This window comes from Streptomyces sp. NPDC059003 (assembly GCF_042740445.1).
Lineage (GTDB): Bacteria > Actinomycetota > Actinomycetes > Streptomycetales > Streptomycetaceae > Streptomyces.
The window spans coordinates 1-16549 of the sequence record NZ_JBHYJH010000187.1 but is presented as its reverse complement, the minus strand read 5'-3'; the positions used below and the strand labels follow the sequence as shown (position 1 = coordinate 16549).

The following is a 16549-nucleotide window of genomic DNA, read 5'->3' as shown; positions in this document are numbered from 1 at the left end:
CCCCGATGTCGGGGTGACCGCCCTCTTCGCGATCTTGATCCGGCCTTCCGCCGGTGGGGGCCGGGCGCGCAGTTCCCCGCGCCCCTACGGGGCCCGGGGCCCCGGTCAGCCCTTCGCCGCCTTCTTCTCCTCCGCGTCCTCGATGACCGCCTCCGCCACCTGCTGCATCGACAGACGACGGTCCATCGACGTCTTCTGGATCCAGCGGAACGCCGCCGGCTCCGTCAGGCCGTACTCCGTCTGCAGGATCGACTTCGCCCGGTCCACCAGCTTCCGGGTCTCCAGGCGCTGCGTGAGGTCCGCGACCTCCTTCTCCAGCGTCTTCAGCTCCGTGAACCGCGACACCGCCATCTCGATCGCCGGCACGACGTCGCTCTTGCTGAACGGCTTCACCAGGTACGCCATCGCGCCCGCGTCCCGGGCGCGCTCCACCAGGTCGCGCTGCGAGAACGCGGTGAGCATCAGGACCGGGGCGATGGACTCCCCCGCGATCTTCTCCGCCGCGGAGATCCCGTCGAGGACGGGCATCTTCACGTCCAGGATCACCAGGTCCGGCTTGTGCTCACGGGCGAGCTCGATCGCCGTCTCACCGTCACCGGCCTCACCCACGACGGTGTAGCCCTCTTCCTCCAGCATCTCTTTGAGGTCGAGCCGGATGAGGGCCTCGTCCTCGGCGATGACGACACGGGTCGTCAGCGGCGGGACGTGCGACTTGTCATCGTCGGGCGTCTCTACGGCCTTGGGCGACTCGGGGGCGGTCACGGGAGCTCCTCGTTAGGGGCAGATCTGCTTCCCAAGAGCCTACCTAGCTGCGGTAAGGTGGTGACGCGAGGGGGCAGGGTAACCCTTCCTTTCTAAGGCCCCAGTACTCCAACTGGTTAGAGAGGCCGCTCTCAAACAGCGGACAGTGTGGGTTCGAATCCCACCTGGGGCACTTTTCCTTCGATTCCAAGGTCGACCTCAAGAAGTGGATGTTCCCGTTCTCGTGAACATCCGCCTCTTGCCACGCGCAGCTGCGATCAGTCGCGCAGGGTAGTCGCATGAACTTCCACGGCACAGAGGTGCGACAAAAGGCGCTGACGCTCTTACGCGGCGGGGCAAAGAACGCCGAGGTCGCGCGCCAGCTGAATGTGCCGGTCGGCACGATTGGCTATTGGTGGCACATGGACCGCGCCAAACGCGGAGAATGCCCCGGAAGACACGAGCCAAAGTGCCCGCTCTGTGATGGTGCCGCTCTCGATGAGGCGGCGTATGCGTACCTGCTCGGCCTCTACCTCGGAGACGGGCACATCATTCAGTACTCCGGGCACCGCGTGCCCAGCCTCATGATCACCTGCACCGAATCGTGGGCCGGGCTCATGGACCTCTGCGAGCAGGCGATGCGCGCCGTGTTCCCGGACAACTCCGTCTGCCGCGTCCGCAGGACAGGCTGCAGCAACGTCAAGGTCTACTCGAACCACCTGTGGTGCCTCTTCCCTCAGCACGGCCCGGGCAAGAAGCACGAACGCAAGATCGCTCTCGAATCCTGGCAACAGGACATCGTCGACTCCCATCCCTGGGAATTCATCCGGGGGCTCATCCACTCCGACGGATGTCGTATCACCAACTGGACCACACGGCTCGTCGGCGGCGAACGCAAGCGCTACGAGTACCCCCGGTACTTCTTCACCAACAAGTCCGACGACATCCGGAAACTGTTCACCGACACCCTCGACAAGGTCGGCGTCGGGTGGACGAGCCTCGCCCGGGGCAGCGATCCGTTCAACATATCCATCGCCCGCAAGGCCTCCGTCGCCCTCATGGACGTCCACGTCGGGAAGAAGTACTGACACGTGACCGGAGGGCCGCTCCCCCCGTAAGAGCGGCCCCCCGGTCCCCCGTGGGCTGTGGCTACTTGGGTGTGTCGTCCTCGCCGATGTGGTGCACGCGCACCAGGTTCGTGGAGCCGGAGACTCCGGGCGGGGAGCCCGCCGTGATGACGACCGTGTCGCCCTTCTGGCAGCGGCCGATCTTCAGCAGGTGCTCGTCGACCTGGTCGACCATGGCGTCGGTGGAGTCGACGTGGGGGCCCAGGAACGTTTCGACGCCCCACGTGAGGTTGAGCTGGGAGCGGGTGGCCGCGTCGGGGGTGAAGGCGAGAAGGGGGATCGGCGAGCGGTAGCGCGAGAGGCGGCGCACCGTGTCGCCGGACTGGGTGAAGGCGACCAGGAACTTCGCGCCGAGGAAGTCGCCGATTTCGGCGGCGGCTCGGGCGACGGCGCCGCCTTGGGTGCGGGGTTTGCTGCGCTCTGTGAGAGGGGGCAGGCCCTTGGCGAGGATGTCTTCTTCTGCCGCTTCGACGATGCGGGCCATGGTGCGGACCGTTTCGACGGGGTATTTGCCGACGCTGGTCTCGCCGGAGAGCATCACGGCGTCGGTGCCGTCGATGACGGCGTTCGCGACGTCGCTGGCCTCGGCGCGCGTGGGGCGGGAGTTGTCGATCATCGAGTCGAGCATCTGGGTGGCGACGATGACCGGTTTGGCGTTGCGTTTGGCGAGTTTGATGGCGCGCTTCTGGACGATGGGGACTTGTTCCAGGGGCATTTCCACGCCGAGGTCGCCGCGGGCGACCATGATGCCGTCGAAGGCGGCGACGATGTCGTCGATGGCGTCGACGGCTTGGGGTTTCTCCACCTTGGCGATGACGGGGAGGCGTCGGTGTTCCTCGTCCATGATGCGGTGGACGTCGTCGATGTCGCGGCCGCTGCGTACGAAGGACAGGGCGATGATGTCGAAGCCGGTGCGGAGCGCCCAGCGGAGGTCGGCTTCGTCCTTGTCGGAGAGGGCGGGGACGGAGACGGCGACTCCGGGGAGGTTGAGGCCTTTGTGGTCGGAGACCATGCCGCCTTCGATGACGGTGGTGGTGACGCGGGGGCCGTCGACGTCGGTGACTTCGAGGGTGACTTTGCCGTCGTCGACGAGGATGCGTTCGCCGGGGGTGACGTCGGTGGCGAGGCCGGCGTAGGTGGTGCCGCAGTGTTGGCGGTCGCCTTCGACGTCGGGTTCGACGGTGATGGTGAAGGTGTCGTTCCGTTCGAGAAGTACGGGGCCTTCGCGGAAGCGGCCGAGGCGGATCTTCGGGCCTTGAAGGTCGGCGAGGATGCCGACGCTGCGGCCGGTCTCGTCGGCGGCCTTGCGCACGCGCTGGTAGCGCTCCTCGTGGTCGGCGTAGGTGCCGTGGCTGAGGTTGAAGCGTGCCACGTCCATTCCGGCTTCGACCAGGGCCTTGATCTGGTCGTAGGTGTCGGTGGCGGGCCCCAGGGTGCAAACGATTTTTGCTCGGCGCATGTGTCGACACTAGGCCTTACTGACCGGTAGTGGATTGGTTGGGCGTGACTACTCAACAACCTTTGGATGAAGGGCTCTTGACAAGTGTTGAAGTGTGCGGGGGCTTGCTCTGATGAGCGCCCGTGGGGGTCGCTCTCGGGTCAAGAGGGTGCGGGGTGGTCACAGTTGCGATGGTTGCGGGGGTCGGCCGCCGCGGCTCTCAGAGTTGCGGTGGGTTGATGGTGAAGCGGGCGTTGACCTGGGCGTAGACGGACTGGCGTTGGGGTTCGAGGTCGAGGGGGGCGGCGATTTCGGGGGTGGCTCCGCCGTAGGCGGCGCGGGCCATGCCGGGTGCGGCGGGGTAGGGCGGGTAGGGGGCGTTGTCGGCGCCGATGTCGGCGATGTCGATGAGGGCGGCGAGGGTGGTGCCGAGGGCTTCGGCGTATTCGCGGGCGCGTTGGACGGCTTCCTTGACGGCTTCCTGGCGGGCGCGGCGGTGGGCGGGTGAGGTGGGGCGCAGGGACCACCAGGGTCCGTCGATGCTGGTGAGGTCCAAGTCGGCGATGCGGGTTGTGAGTTCGCCGAGTGCGGTGAAGTCGGTGAGTTCGGCGTGGATGTGGACGCGGCCGTGGTAGGTGCGGACGCGTTCGCCTTTGCCGCGTTTGGTGAGTTCGGGGGTGATGGAGAAGGCGCCGGTTTCGAGGCGTTCGACGGCGTCGCCGTAGGTTTTGACGAGGTCGATGACGGTGGTGTTGCGGCGGGTGAGGTCGGTGAGTGCGGTGTGGCGGTCGGTGCCGCGGGCGCTGACGGTGATGCCGATGCGGGCGATTTCGGGGTCGACTTCGAGGTGGGCTTCTCCGCGGACCGCTACGCGCGGGGCGTGGGCGGTGGCGTGGGCGACGCTGTTCTCCGGCTCTTGGGTGGTCATGGGGTCACTGTCGCACTGCGGGTGGGCGCGGGACAGTCATCGGATCGAAACCTGGCGGGTCTGTCGCGGGCCTTGCGGACGGGTCAGAATCTACGCGCGTTACTGCTTTTGTACGTCGCTGTGAGTCGCGTTGGAGGAGTTCGAGATGCCGTTGAACCGCAGGAAGTTCCTGGGCGGGTCCGCCGCTACGGGCGTGGGGGTGGCCCTTGCGGGCGCGGCGGTGGCGCCGTCGGCCGAGGCGGCCGCGCGGCCGGGCAAGCGGCCGAAGCGGTACTCGTTCACGGTGATGGGCACGACCGATCTGCACGGGAATGTCTTCAACTGGGATTACTTCACGGACAAGGAGTTCGACGACAAGGACCACAACGATGTGGGCCTGGCGAAGATCTCCACGCTGGTGCGTGCGGTCCGTGCGGAGAAGGGCCGCGGCAATACGCTGCTCATCGACGCGGGCGACACGATTCAGGGCACGCAGCTGTCGTACTACTACGCGAAGGTCGATCCGATCACGGCCGAGCGCGGTCCGGTGCATCCGATGGCGCAGGCGATGAACGCGATCGGTTATGACGCGGCGGCGCTCGGTAATCATGAGTTCAATTACGGCATTCCGGTGCTGCGGAAGTTCGAGGAGCAGTGTGACTTTCCGCTGCTCGGTGCGAACGCGTTGGACGCGAAGACGCGGCGGCCGGCGTTCGCGCCGTACAGCATGCACCGGCTGCGGACGCCGCACGGTCGTGATGTGAGGGTGGCGGTGCTCGGGCTGACGAATCCGGGGATCGCGATCTGGGACAGGGCGAACGTGCGGGGGAAGATGGTGTTCCCCGGCCTTGAGGAGCAGGCGGCGAAGTGGGTGCCGAAGCTGCGGTCGATGGGCGCGGACGTGGTGATCGTGTCGGCGCATTCGGGGTCGAGCGGGACGTCGTCGTACGGGGATCAGCTGCCGTACGTCGAGAACGCGGCGGCGCTGGTGGCGGAGCAGGTGCCGGGGATCGACGCGATTCTCGTGGGGCACGCGCACACGGAGATTCCCGAGTATGTGGTGGAGAACAAGGCGACGGGCAAGAAGGTCGTTCTGTCGGAGCCGTTGAAGTGGGGTCAGCGTCTGACGCTGTTCGACTTCGATCTCGTGTGGTCGAAGGGCCGCTGGCGGGTGGAGAAGGTGGGCGCGAAGGTCCTGAACTCCAATACGGCGGCGGAGGACCGGCGGATCACGCGGCTGCTCGGGGATGAGCACAAGAAGGTCGTGGCGTACGTCAATCAGGTCATCGGCACCTCCACGGAGGCGATGAGCACGGCCGAGGGCCCGTACAAGGATGTGCCGATCATCGATCTGATCAGTCATGTGCAGGTGGAGACGGTGAAGGCGGCGCTTGCGGGTGGTGCGTACGCGAAGCTGCCGGTTCTTTCGCAGGCGTCGTGTTTCTCGCGGACGGCGCGGATTCCGGCGGGTGAGGTGACGATCCGGGATGCGGCGGGTCTGTATCCGTTCGAGAACACGCTGGAGGCGCGGCTGATCACGGGTGCGCAGCTGAAGGACTATCTGGAGTTCTCGGCGCGCTATTACGTGCAGACGGCCCCGGGGGCGCCGGTGGATCCGGCGAAGTTGACGAATGCGAACAGTACGCCGGATTACAACTATGACGCGCTGTACGGCGTGACGTACGACGTGGACATCGCGAAGCCGGTGGGTGCGCGGATCGTGGATCTGCGCTTTGAGGGCAAGGAGTTGGATCCGAAGGCGGAGTTCGTGCTCGCGGTGAACAATTACCGGGCGAGTGGGGGCGGCAATTTCCCGCATGTGGCGGGTGCGAAACAGGTGTGGTCGAACTCGGAGGAGATCCGGAACACGATCATCTCGTGGGTGAAGGCGAAGGGCACGGTCGATCCTGCCGGTTTCGCGTCGGTGGGCTGGCGGCTGACCCGTGAGGGTGTGCCAGTGTTCTGAGGGTGCGAGGACGCGAGGAAGCCCCCGATATTGCGGGGACACCCCCGATATAGCCTCATGTCATGAACGAGGATCTTTCCGCGGCGTTGGCCGTCGTCCGGCGTGATCTGTCGGCCACGTGCGCGGTGCAGCCCGTCGTCCGTGAGGAGTTGGACTTCGACGGGGAGCCGCTGGTGATGCTGTACGAGTCCGACGGTTCGGGGGTGGGGGTGTCGGTCGCCCCGTGGTCGAGTACGGCGGAGCAGGTGGCGGATCTCGCGGAGCAGGTGAAGGACTGGGCGGTGGAGGCGCTGGCGGCGCAGTTGCTGCCGGCGACGTGGCCGGAGTGCCCCGACCATCCGCTGGGGCATCCGTTGGACGCGCGGGTGGTCGGGAGTGTGGCCGTGTGGTCGTGTCCGCGGTCGGGGCGGGTGGTGGCGCCGGTGGGTGCGCTGGCCGAGCTGTCCGGCCTGCGGGCGTCGTCCCGGGCACCGAAGCCGTAGCCGAAGCCGAAGCTGTAGCTGTAGCTGGTGGCCGTGGTGGTCAGTTCTTCAGGCGTACGAGGGTGCCGCGCTGCTCCCCGGGGGTTCCGGGGGTGGCGCGGCCCGTCTGTTCCTGGAGGCCGAAGCTGGTGAACGCGGTGCGGTCGGGCAGGGGGTAGGGGGTGGTGCCGGTGAGGGCGTTGAGGATGGTGGCGCTGCGCCAGGCGGCGAGTCCGAGGTCGGGGGCGCCGACGCCGTGGGTGTGGCGTTCGGCGTTCTGGACGTAGACGTTGCTGCCGGTGCGGGTGATAGTGGGGTCGAGGACGAGGCGGTAGTTCTCGTCGATGCGGGGGCGTTCGGCGCTGTCGCGGCGCAGGTAGGGGTCGAGTCCGGCGAGGAGCTGGTCGAGGGGGCGTTCGCGGTAGCCGGTGGCGAGGATGACGGCGTCGGTGGTGATGCGGGAGCGGGTGCCTTCCTCGGTGTGTTCGAGGTGGAGTTCGACGCGGGTGGTGGCGACGCGGCCCGCGGTGCGGACGGCGACGCCGGGGGTGAGGACGGCGTCGGGCCAGCCGCCGTGGAGGGTGCGCTGGTAGAGCTCGTCGTGGATGGCGGCGATGGTGCCGGCGTCGATGCCTTTGTGGAGCTGCCACTGGTGGTGGACGAGGCGGTCGCGTACGGGTTCGGGCAGGGCGTGGAAGTAGCGGGTGTAGTCGGGGGTGAAGTGTTCCAGGCCGAGCTTGGAGTACTCCATGGGGGCGAAGGCGGGGGTGCGGGCGAGCCAGTGGAGTTTCTCGGCGCCCGCGGGGCGGTGCTTGAGGAGGTCGAGGAAGATTTCGGCGCCGGACTGTCCTGAGCCGATGACGGTGATGTGGTCGGCGGCGAGGAAGCGGTCGCGGTGCAGCAGGTAGTCGGCGGAGTGGATGACGGGGACGGTGGGGGCGTCGGCGAGGGGTTTGAGGGGTTCGGGGATGTAGGGGGCGGTGCCGACGCCGAGGGCGATGTTCTTGGCGTGGGTGCGGCCGAGGGCTTCGGCTTCGCCGTCGGCGTCGAGCTGGGTGAAGTCCACTTCGAACAGGGCGCGTTCGGGGTTCCAGCGGACGGCGTCGATCTGGTGGCCGTAGTGCAGTCCGGGGAGCTGGTCGCTGACCCAGCGGCAGTAGGCGTCGTACTCGGCGCGCTGGATGTGGAAGCGCTCGGCGAAGTAGAAGGGGAAGAGGCGTTCGCGGGTCTTGAGGTAGCTGAGGAACGACCAGGGGCTCGCGGGGTCGGCGAGGGTCACGAGGTCGGCGAGGAAGGGGACTTGCAGGGTGGCGCCGTCGATGAGGAGTCCGGGGTGCCAGTGGAAGGACGGGCGCTGTTCGTAGAAGGCGGCGTCGAGGTCGCCGCGTGCGCCGAGGGGCTGGGCGAGGGCGGCGAGGGAGAGGTTGAACGGGCCGATGCCGATGCCGACCAGGTCGTGGGGGTCTTCGGGGGTGGTGGGTGCCTGGGGGGTGTCGGTCATCGGGGGGTGGTTCCTTCCACGAGGGCGAGGAGGCGGGTGAGGTCGTCGGTGGTGGTGTGCGGGTTGAGGAGGGTGGCCTTGAGCCAGCGGCGGCCTTCGAGTTCGGCGCGGCCGAGGACGGCGGTGCCGTCGGTGAGGAGCTGTCTGCGTACGTGCGCGATGTGGTCGTCGTCGGCGTCGGTGGGCCGGAACAGGACGGTGCTGATGGCGGGCTTGGCGTGGAGTTCGAAGCGGGGGTGGGCGGCGACGAGGTCGGCGAACGCGCGGGCGCGGGCGCAGACGTGGTCGACGAGGGCGCCGAGGCCGGTGCGGCCGAGTGCCTTGAGCGTGACGGCGATCTTCAGGGCGTCGGGGCGGCGTGTGGTGCGCAGGGAGCGGCCGAGGAGGTCGGGCAGGCCCGCTTCGGTGTCGTCGTCGGCGTTGAGGTAGTCGGCGCGGTGGTCGAGTGCGGTGGTGTCGGCGGGGTCGCGGACGGTGAGGAGTCCGGCTGCGGCGGGCTGCCAGCCGAGTTTGTGCAGGTCGAGGGTGACGCTGTCGGCGCGGTCGAGGCCGTGGAGCTTGGCGCGGTGGGTGTCGCTGAACAGCAGTCCGCCGCCGTACGCGGCGTCGATGTGCAGGCGGGCGCGGTGGGTGGCGCACACGTCGGCGATGTCGGTGAGCGGGTCGATGAGGCCGGCGTCGGTGGTGCCCGCGGTGGCGGTGACGAGGGTGTCGCCGGGCTCGTCGGCGAGGTGGGTGAGGGTCTCGTCGAGCGCGGCGGGGTCGAGGGTGCCGCGGGGTGCGGGCACGGTGACGGGTTCGGGCAGGCCGAGGAGCCAGGCGGCGCGGTGCAGGGAGTGGTGGGCGTTGGCGCCGGTGAGTACGCGCAGGGGGTGGCCGTGGGCGGCGGCTTTCTCGCGGGCGAGGAGCAGGGCGAGTTGGTTGGACTCGGTGCCGCCGGTGGTGACGAGGGCGTCGCCGCCGCCGTGGACTTCGGTGGCGACGGTGGTGGTGAGGAGCGCTTCGAGGGCGGAGGCGGCGGGGGCCTGGTCCCAGGAGTCGAGGGAGGGGTTGAGCGCGGAGGCGGCGAGGTCGGCGGCCGCGGCGAGGGCGAGGGGCGGGCAGTGCAGGTGGGCGGCGCACAGGGGGTCGGCGGGGTCGGCGGCGCCTGCGGTCACGGCGTGGACGAGGCTGCGCAGGGCGGTGTCGGCGCCCGCGCCGTGCGGGGGCAGGAGGTCTCCGGCCGTCGTGCGGACGTGGTCGGCGACGGCGGTGGGCCCCCCGCGTGGGAGGGGCCCGCCGCGGGCGGCTGCGCCGGCTTGCAGCGCGTCGAGGACGGCGGCCACCAACGGCCGGAGTTCTTGGGGGCCTTGGGTGCCTCCGGCGAGGGGTGGCGGGGTGCTCATGGGAACACCCTGTATCGGATGGGGTTGCCGTGCCCGGGGAGACAGTTTTCGGAACCCGAAAGTGGTAACTGGGGGCTCCGCCCCCGGCTCCCCCTCCGACGGGCTTTATGCGAGGTAGTCCCCCGAGTGGTCGCGTGCCCACTGGGCGAAGGTGCGGGCCGGGGTGCCGGTGACCTTTTCGACGGTGGCGGTGAGCGGCGGGTCCGCGTCGACGGTGGCGGCGAGTGCCTTGATGAAGTAGGGCACCATCTCGGCGGGGATGATCGGGAACATCTCCGGTACGACCTCCTCGGGCGGGATCTCCGCGTAGGTGAGGGGGCGGCCGATGGCTTCGCCGATGGCGGCGATCTGCTGCTCATTCGTGATGGGGGCGGGTCCGGTCAGGGCGTGGGCGATGCCGTGGTGGCGCTCCTGGAGGGCGTGGCGGGCGACGGCGGCGATGTCGGCCTCGTGGATGGGGGTGGACACGCCGTTGGCGAAGGGGCCGCGTACGGTGTCGCTCTGCTTGATCTGCCAGGCCCACTGCAGGGAGTTGGTGCTGAAGACGCCGGGTCGCAGGAAGGTCCAGTCGAGGCCGCTGTCGCGGACGTCCTGTTCCAGTTTGCGGTGCATGGTGTGGATGAAGCTGTCGGCTTCGGGGCCGTCCTCGACGGCTATGGTCGACAGGGCGACGACGTGTTCGACGCCTGCGGTGCGGGCGGCGGCGAGGAACGCGGCGGTGTGGTCGCCGGGTGCGGCGACGTGCAGGAAGAGTTCTTTGGCGCCGTCGAACTGGGCGGTCATGTCGGCGGGGTCGGGCGTCACGACGAGGGGGGTGACGTCGGCCGCGGCGGGCAGGTCGGCGCGCTGCGGGTCGCGGGTGAGGGCGCGGACGGGGGCGCCGGCGGCGGTGAGCTGGTGGACGAGGGCGCGGCCTACGTTGCCGGTGGCGCCGGTGACGACGATCACGGGGGCTCCTTGGATCCAGGGTGTGTTTCGGCTTTGACCCTAGGCAGCCGGAGGGGCCCTCCGGATCGTCGTCAGGGACGACCCGGGCCTAGGGAATCGGTCCTAGGCCCGGGGTCGTACCGTGTGCGGACTCAGCCGTGCTCGGCCTTGCGGCGGACCCGCAGCGCCCGTGCCAGGTCGTCGAGTTGGTCGGCGAGCCTGCGGCGCAGGGCGGGGGTGAGGTCGGTGCGGGCCAGGCACTGCTCGCCGAGGCGCAGCGTGTCGTCGTCGACGGCGTGCAGCGGGAAGGCGTGGCGGCCCGCGGCGTCGGCGATGGCGGGTCCGCGGCGGGCGGCGAGGTCGGCGGCGGCGTCGAAGTAGCGCCGTACGTAGGGCCGTACCAGGTCTTCCTGCTCGGGCTGCCAGAAGCCCTGGGCGGTGGCGGTGAACAGGTAGTTCGACAGGTCGTCGGCGGTGAACATGGCGTCCCAGGCGCGCTGTTTGGCGGCGGCGTCGGGCAGGGCGGCGCGGCAGCGGGCGGCGCCTTCCCGGCCGGTGGCGCTGGGGTCGCGGCGCAGTTCGGCGGCGATGGCGTCCTCGTCGGCCTCGCCGAGCACGGCGAGCCGGGCGAGGACGCGCCAGCGCAGCTCGGGGTCGAGCTCGGGCCCGCCGGGCACGGCGCCCTGGGCGAGCCAGGTGCTGAGCGGCTCGGCCTGGGTGGCGGCGTCGATGAGGCCGCGTACGGCGATGAGCCTGAGGCCGGGGTGGGTGCCGTCCTCGGTGCGGCGGATCACGTCGCGGCACAGGGCGTCGAGGGTGGCGAGGGCGGCGGTGCGGGCGGCGGCCGGGGTGTAGCAGTCGGCGATGACGGTGCCCGCGAAGGTGAGGACGCCGGAGACGAGGGCCAGGTCGGTCTCGGCGGGCAGGTGGGCGCGGGCGGCCTGGAGGTAGGCGGCGGGGTCGAGGTCGCCGTCGCGGACCATGTCGCGCAGCGCGTTCCACAGGACGGCGCGGGTGAGCGGGTCGGGGACGCCGGACAGGGAGCGCAGGACGGTCTCTTGGGAGACGTCGTCGAGGCGGATCTTGGCGTAGGTGAGGTCGTGGTCGTTGGGGACGACGAGGGCGGGCCTGCCGCCGTCGCGCGGGGCGGGGGTGTCCTGTTCGGGCACGTCGGTCTCGTAGCGCTCGCGCAGCACGAGGGTGCGGCCGTCGGACAGGTCGCGGTCGAAGACGCCGACGGCGACGCGGTGGGGGCGGCTGCCGTCGCGGCCGAGGGTGAGGGTCCACTCGCGTCCGCTGTGGGTGACGGTCGGGGTGAACGTGTCGACGCCGGTCGTGCGCAGCCAGGACTCGGCCCATGCGTGGACGTCGCGGTCCGTGGCGGAGGCGAGGCTGTCGATGAAGTCGGCGAGGGTGGCGTTGGCGAACTTGTGGCGCGCGAAGTGGGTGTTGATCCCGGCGAGGAAGTCCTTCTCGCCGAGCCAGGCGACGAGCTGCCGCAGCGCGCTCGCGCCCTTGGCGTACGAGATGCCGTCGAAGTTGAGCATGGCGGACGCGGTGTCGGGCACGGCGTCCGGGTCGGGGGCGACGGGGTGCGTGGAGGGGCGCTGGTCGGCGTCGTAGCCCCAGGGCTTCCTGGTGACGCCGAAGTCGGTCCAGGTGCCGGTGAAGCGGGTGGCTTCGGCGGTGGTCTGGTAGCCCATGTACTCGGCGAAGGACTCGTTCAGCCAGATGTCGTCCCACCACTTGAGGGTCACGAGGTCGCCGAACCACATGTGGGCCATCTCGTGGGCGACGACCATGGCGCGGGTCTGGCGCTGGGTGTCGGTGACGGCGGAGCGGAAGACGAACTCGTCGCGGAACGTGACCAGGCCCGGGTTCTCCATGGCTCCGGCGTTGAACTCGGGGACGAACGCCTGGTCGTAGGAGTCGAACGGGTAGGGCTCGGCGAACTTCTCGTGGTAGCGGTCGAAGCAGGCGCGGGTGATGTCGAGGAGTTCGTCGGCGTCGGCGTCCAGGTGGGGTGCGAGGGAGCGGCGGCAGTGGAGGCCGAAGGGCAGGCCGCGGTGCTCGGTGCGCACGGAGTGCCAGGGGCCCGCGGCGACGGCGACCAGGTACGTCGAGAGCAGGGGCGTCGGGGCGGCCTTCCAGGTGCCGCCGCCGGTGTGCTCGGTGATGCCGTTGGCGAGCACCGTCCAGGTCGTGGGGGCGGTGACGGTCAGCTCGAAGACGGCCTTGAGGTCGGGCTGGTCGAAGGCGGGGAAGACGCGCTGGGCGTCGTCGAGGCAGAGCTGGCTGTAGAGGTAGGTCTCGCCGTCGGTGGGGTCGGTGAAGCGGTGCATGCCCTCGCCGGTGCGGGAGTAGCACATCGCGGCGTCCACGCGCAGCTCGTGCGGGCCGCGCGTGAGGGCGCGCAGCGGGAGCCGGTTGTCCTGGAGGTCCTCGGGGTCGAGGGGGACGCCGTCGAGCGTGACGGAGCGCAGGTGGGCCGGCTTCAGCTCGACGAAGGTGTCGCCGTCCGCGGCGGCGGTGAACTCGATCACCGTGCGGGAGTCGAAGGTCTCCTCGCCGGTGGTGAGATCCAGGGCGATCTCGTACCGCTGGACGTCGAGGAGCTGGGCTCGGGTCTGCGCTTCGTCGCGCGTCAGTACGGGCATCTGGCCATGGTGCCTTACGCAGGCTTTGTGTGGTCGGGGGATTGGTTGGCCGGGGGTGCGTCGGGGCGGGCGTCTTGATTGCGGGCGCCGTGGTCCTGGGCTGTGCCCGCCCGTTCCGCCCTCTGGGCGGACCAGCCGCCCACAGCGGGGGCGGCACCACAAGCCGCCCGCAGCGGGGGCGGCACCACGAGCCGCCCACAGCAGGGTCAGGTCTTTTCGTTTGCGATTGTTTCGTGGTGGCGGATTACCTCCGCGATGATGAAGGTGAGGAACTTCTCGGCGAAGGCCGGGTCGAGTTTGGCGTTCTCGGCGAGTTCGCGGAGGCGGGCGATCTGGCGGGACTCGCGGGCCGGGTCGGCGGGGGGCAGGTGGTGGTTGGCCTTGAGGTGGCCGACCTGCTGGGTGCACTTGAAGCGTTCGGCGAGCATGTGGACGACGGCGGCGTCGATGTTGTCGATGCTGTCGCGCAGGCGGGACAGCTCGGCGAGTACGGCGGGGTCGGTGCGCTCGGCCGGGTTGTTCGTGGTCATGGCATGCGAGCCTACGTGTCCTCGGCGCGGTCTCCCGAGGACGTCAGGATCGGCGGGTGTTCGGGGTCGGGGATCTGCTGGGACCAGCCGCCGGGCACGGCGCGGCCCTGCTGTTCGCGGAAGCGTACGGGGGCCATGCCGACGCGGCGGGTGAAGAGGCGGGAGAAGTAGGCGGGGTCGTCGTAGCCGACGCGGCGGGCGACGGCGGCGACGGGCAGTTCGGTGGCGGCGAGGAGTTCCTTGGCCCGGCCGAGACGGATGCCGAGGAGGTAGTCCTTGGGGCTGCAGCCCGCGCCGCGGCGGACGGCGGTGCGCAGTTCGGCGGGGGTCATGCCGTGGCGGGCGGCGTGTTCGGTGACGGACAGGGCCTGGAAGGCGTCGCGGGCCAGGGACTGCAGGACGGGGTCGCCGTCGGGGGCGATGTCGGCGCGGGCGCGGCGCAGGGTGACGAGGAGTTCGTGGACGGCGGCGCTGGTCTCGACCTCGAGGAGGGGGTTGCCGCGGCGGGCGGCGCGGGCGACGCGGCTGACGACGGCGCGGGCGGCTCCGGCGTCGGCGAGGGGGACGACGGGCCGGTCGGGTTCGATGTAGCCGAGTTCGGTGTACGTGGCCGCGTCGGGCCCGGTGAAGTCGACGAAGCACTCGTCCCAGCCGGTTTCGGGGTCGGCGCCGTAGTGGTGCGGCACGCCGGGCGTGAGCCAGATCAGGGCGGGCGCGGTGACGGGCCTGCGGCGGCCGTCGGCGGTGCGGAGCCAGCCGCTGCCCGCGCTGACGACGACGGCGACGTGGTGGTCGAGGGTGCGGGGTCCCACGGTGGGCAGGGTGCCGTGCTGCAGGCCGACGCCGAGGCACACCAGGCCGAGGCGCTGGTGGACCGGGCTGGGCGTGAAATACCGCATCCAGGTGTGGTACATCCGCGTCGGCCCCTCTCGTACCCCGGTGTCGAGTCCCCGCCGGTCCCGCCGGGCCCACCGGTCCCGGCCGGTCCCGCCAGTCCAATCGGGCTCGATCTTTGTCCATGGACCGTGCCGCCCGCCAGAGGCAATCGTGGCTGCCGTACATGATCGGCCGGGGAGGACGCGATGAACGGCTTCAGGGTGGGCGAGGACGACTTCGAGCTCGACGGGCGGCCGGTGCGGGTGCTCTCGGGGGCGCTGCACTACTTCCGGGTGCACGAGGAGCAGTGGGGGCACCGGCTCGCGATGCTGCGGGCGATGGGGCTCAACTGCGTGGAGACGTACGTCCCGTGGAACGTGCACGAGCCGCGTCCCGGGGAGTTCCACGACGTGGCGGCGCTCGGCCGGTTCCTGGACGCCGCGCACCGGGCGGGTCTGTGGGCGATCGTGCGGCCGGGCCCGTACATCTGCGCCGAGTGGGACAACGGGGGCCTGCCGTACTGGCTGACGGGTGAGGTCGGGGCGCGGGCCCGGACCCGTGACGAGCGCTATCTGGCGCATGTCGAGCGGTGGTTCGCGCGGCTGCTCCCGCAGGTCGTGGCGCGGCAGCACGACCGGGGCGGCCCGGTGATCCTGGTGCAGGTCGAGAACGAGTACGGCAGCTACGGCTCGGACCAGGTGTATCTGCGGCGGCTCGCGGAGCTGTTGCGCGCGCTCGGGGTGACGGCGGAGCTGTGCACGTCGGACGGTCCGGAGGACCACATGCTGACGGGCGGCAGCGTGCCCGGGGTCCTGGCGACGGTGAACTTCGGCTCGCAGGCGCGGGAGAGCTTCGACGTGCTGCGCCGGCACCGGGCCAAGGGGCCGTTGATGTGCATGGAGTTCTGGTGCGGCTGGTTCGACCACTGGGGCGCGGAGCACACCGTGCGGGACCCGCGGGACGCGGCCGACGCGCTGCGGGAGATCCTGCGGTGCGGTGCGTCGGTGAACGTCTACATGGCGCACGGCGGCACGAACTTCGCCGGGTGGGCGGGCGCCAACCGGGGCGGTGGGGCGCTGCACGACGGGGTGCTCCAACCCGATGTGACGTCGTACGACTACGACGCGCCGATCGACGAGGCGGGGCGGCCCACGGAGAAGTTCTGGCTGTTCCGTGAGGTGCTCGCGGCGTACGCGGAGGGGCCGCTGCCGGAGGTGCCCGCGGCGCCGCCCGCGCTTGCGGCGCCCGTGTCCGCGCGGCTCACCGACTGGGTGTCCCTCGACGCCGTCGCCGAGCACCTGGGCACCGCCGAGACCGAGCACGCCGTGCCGCCGACGTTCGAGGAGCTCGGTGTCGACCGGGGCCTGGTCCGCTACACGCTCGACGTGCCGGGGCCGCGGGGCCCCCACCCCCTGCGGGTGCGGGGGCTGCGGGACCGGGCCGTCGTGTACGTCGACGGGCGGCGGGCCGGGGTGCTCACCGAGGACGCGGCGGAGCTGCCCGTCCCCGTGCGGGGGCCCGCGCGGGTGGAGCTGTGGGTGGAGTCCCTCGGCCGCGTCAACTACGGGCCGCGGGTGGGGGAGCCCAAGGGGATCACGGGTGGGGTGCTGCACGAGCGGCAGTATCTGCACGGGGTGCGGGCGGTGGGGGTGGCGCTCGGGGCGTTCGGCTCGGCGGACACGGTGCCCGGGGGTGGCGCACCCGGTGGGGGGCGGGCCGGGTTGTACCGGGGGGTGGTGGAGGTCGTGGGGGCCGGGGACGCGGTGCTGTCCCTGCCCGGGTGGGGGCGGGGGTTCGTGTGGGTGAACGGGTTCTGTGTCGGGCGGTATTGGGGGGTGGGGCCGCAGCGGTCGCTCTTTGTGCCGGGGCCTGTGGTGCGGGAGGGGGCGAATGCGGTGTGGGTGCTTGAGGTGGAGGGTGGGGAGGTGGGGGTGGGGGGTGTGGTACGGCTGGGGTAGCCGTCGCGGAGCGCCCCAGACCCGCCCCTTCCCGAACTAGGGGGCCAGCCCCCTAGCACCCCCGAAAAGCAATCG

The 16549-nt window shown here is 70.5% G+C and carries 13 protein-coding genes and 1 tRNA gene; 5 read left to right on the top strand and 9 right to left on the bottom strand.

The genetic code is table 11. The annotated features are described in order from the left end of the window. Positions 1-105 precede the first annotated feature (105 nt). Complete coding sequence (locus tag ACFWZ5_RS38740) at positions 106-762, bottom strand: ANTAR domain-containing response regulator (protein WP_384801103.1); 657 nt, start codon at positions 760-762, stop codon at positions 106-108. A gap of 97 nt (positions 763-859) precedes the next feature. Here ACFWZ5_RS38740 and ACFWZ5_RS38735 point away from each other — a divergent pair. Beyond that, positions 860-934, top strand: a tRNA-Leu gene (locus ACFWZ5_RS38735). Positions 935-1040: 106 nt separating this feature from the next. Next, positions 1041-1829 (top strand): helix-turn-helix domain-containing protein, encoded by a 789-nt coding sequence (locus ACFWZ5_RS38730; RefSeq protein WP_384801106.1) that lies wholly within the window; start codon positions 1041-1043, stop codon positions 1827-1829. A gap of 61 nt (positions 1830-1890) precedes the next feature. On the opposite strand, the gene pyk is transcribed toward ACFWZ5_RS38730, so the two are convergent. After that, the gene (gene pyk / locus ACFWZ5_RS38725) at positions 1891-3327 is read right to left on the bottom strand and encodes a pyruvate kinase (RefSeq protein ID WP_384892033.1); all 1437 of its coding nucleotides are present in this window, start codon (positions 3325-3327) and stop codon (positions 1891-1893) included. 199 nt (positions 3328-3526) lie between these two features. Next, positions 3527-4234 (bottom strand): SIMPL domain-containing protein, encoded by a 708-nt coding sequence (locus tag ACFWZ5_RS38720; RefSeq protein ID WP_384801109.1) that lies wholly within the window; start codon positions 4232-4234, stop codon positions 3527-3529. Positions 4235-4379: 145 nt separating this feature from the next. Between ACFWZ5_RS38720 and ACFWZ5_RS38715 the strand changes: the two genes are divergently transcribed. Then, entirely contained in the window at positions 4380-6179 is a 1800-nt protein-coding gene (locus tag ACFWZ5_RS38715; protein WP_384801112.1) for a bifunctional metallophosphatase/5'-nucleotidase, read from the top strand. A 62-nt stretch (positions 6180-6241) separates the two neighbouring features. After that, a complete protein-coding gene (locus tag ACFWZ5_RS38710) occupies positions 6242-6661 on the top strand; it encodes a hypothetical protein (RefSeq protein WP_384801115.1) in 420 nt (139 codons plus the stop codon). 40 nt (positions 6662-6701) lie between these two features. On the opposite strand, the gene ACFWZ5_RS38705 is transcribed toward ACFWZ5_RS38710, so the two are convergent. From ACFWZ5_RS38705 to ACFWZ5_RS38680, 6 genes are all read right to left on the bottom strand, one after another. Next, positions 6702-8141 carry a lysine N(6)-hydroxylase/L-ornithine N(5)-oxygenase family protein gene (locus ACFWZ5_RS38705; protein WP_384801118.1) on the bottom strand — a complete coding sequence of 480 codons (1440 nt, stop codon included), beginning with the start codon at positions 8139-8141 and terminating at the stop codon, positions 6702-6704. Further along, positions 8138-9526 (bottom strand): pyridoxal phosphate-dependent decarboxylase family protein, encoded by a 1389-nt coding sequence (locus ACFWZ5_RS38700; RefSeq protein WP_384801121.1) that lies wholly within the window; start codon positions 9524-9526, stop codon positions 8138-8140. Before ACFWZ5_RS38700 ends, ACFWZ5_RS38705 begins: the two co-directional genes overlap by 4 nt. A 105-nt stretch (positions 9527-9631) precedes the next feature. After that, positions 9632-10474 (bottom strand): SDR family oxidoreductase, encoded by an 843-nt coding sequence (locus ACFWZ5_RS38695; RefSeq protein ID WP_384801124.1) that lies wholly within the window; start codon positions 10472-10474, stop codon positions 9632-9634. A 131-nt stretch (positions 10475-10605) separates the two neighbouring features. Beyond that, a complete protein-coding gene (gene pepN / locus ACFWZ5_RS38690; protein WP_384892030.1) occupies positions 10606-13110 on the bottom strand; it encodes an aminopeptidase N in 2505 nt (834 codons plus the stop codon). 206 nt (positions 13111-13316) lie between these two features. Then, the gene (locus tag ACFWZ5_RS38685; RefSeq protein WP_384801133.1) at positions 13317-13640 is read right to left on the bottom strand and encodes a chorismate mutase; all 324 of its coding nucleotides are present in this window, start codon (positions 13638-13640) and stop codon (positions 13317-13319) included. Between the two features lie 11 nt (positions 13641-13651). Further along, the gene (locus ACFWZ5_RS38680) at positions 13652-14554 is read right to left on the bottom strand and encodes a helix-turn-helix domain-containing protein (RefSeq protein ID WP_384801136.1); all 903 of its coding nucleotides are present in this window, start codon (positions 14552-14554) and stop codon (positions 13652-13654) included. Positions 14555-14722: 168 nt separating this feature from the next. Here ACFWZ5_RS38680 and ACFWZ5_RS38675 point away from each other — a divergent pair, with 168 nt between their 5' ends. Further along, on the top strand, positions 14723-16474 hold the full coding sequence (locus ACFWZ5_RS38675) for a beta-galactosidase family protein (protein ID WP_384801139.1): 1752 nt from the start codon (positions 14723-14725) through the stop codon (positions 16472-16474). Positions 16475-16549: the final 75 nt, after the last annotated feature.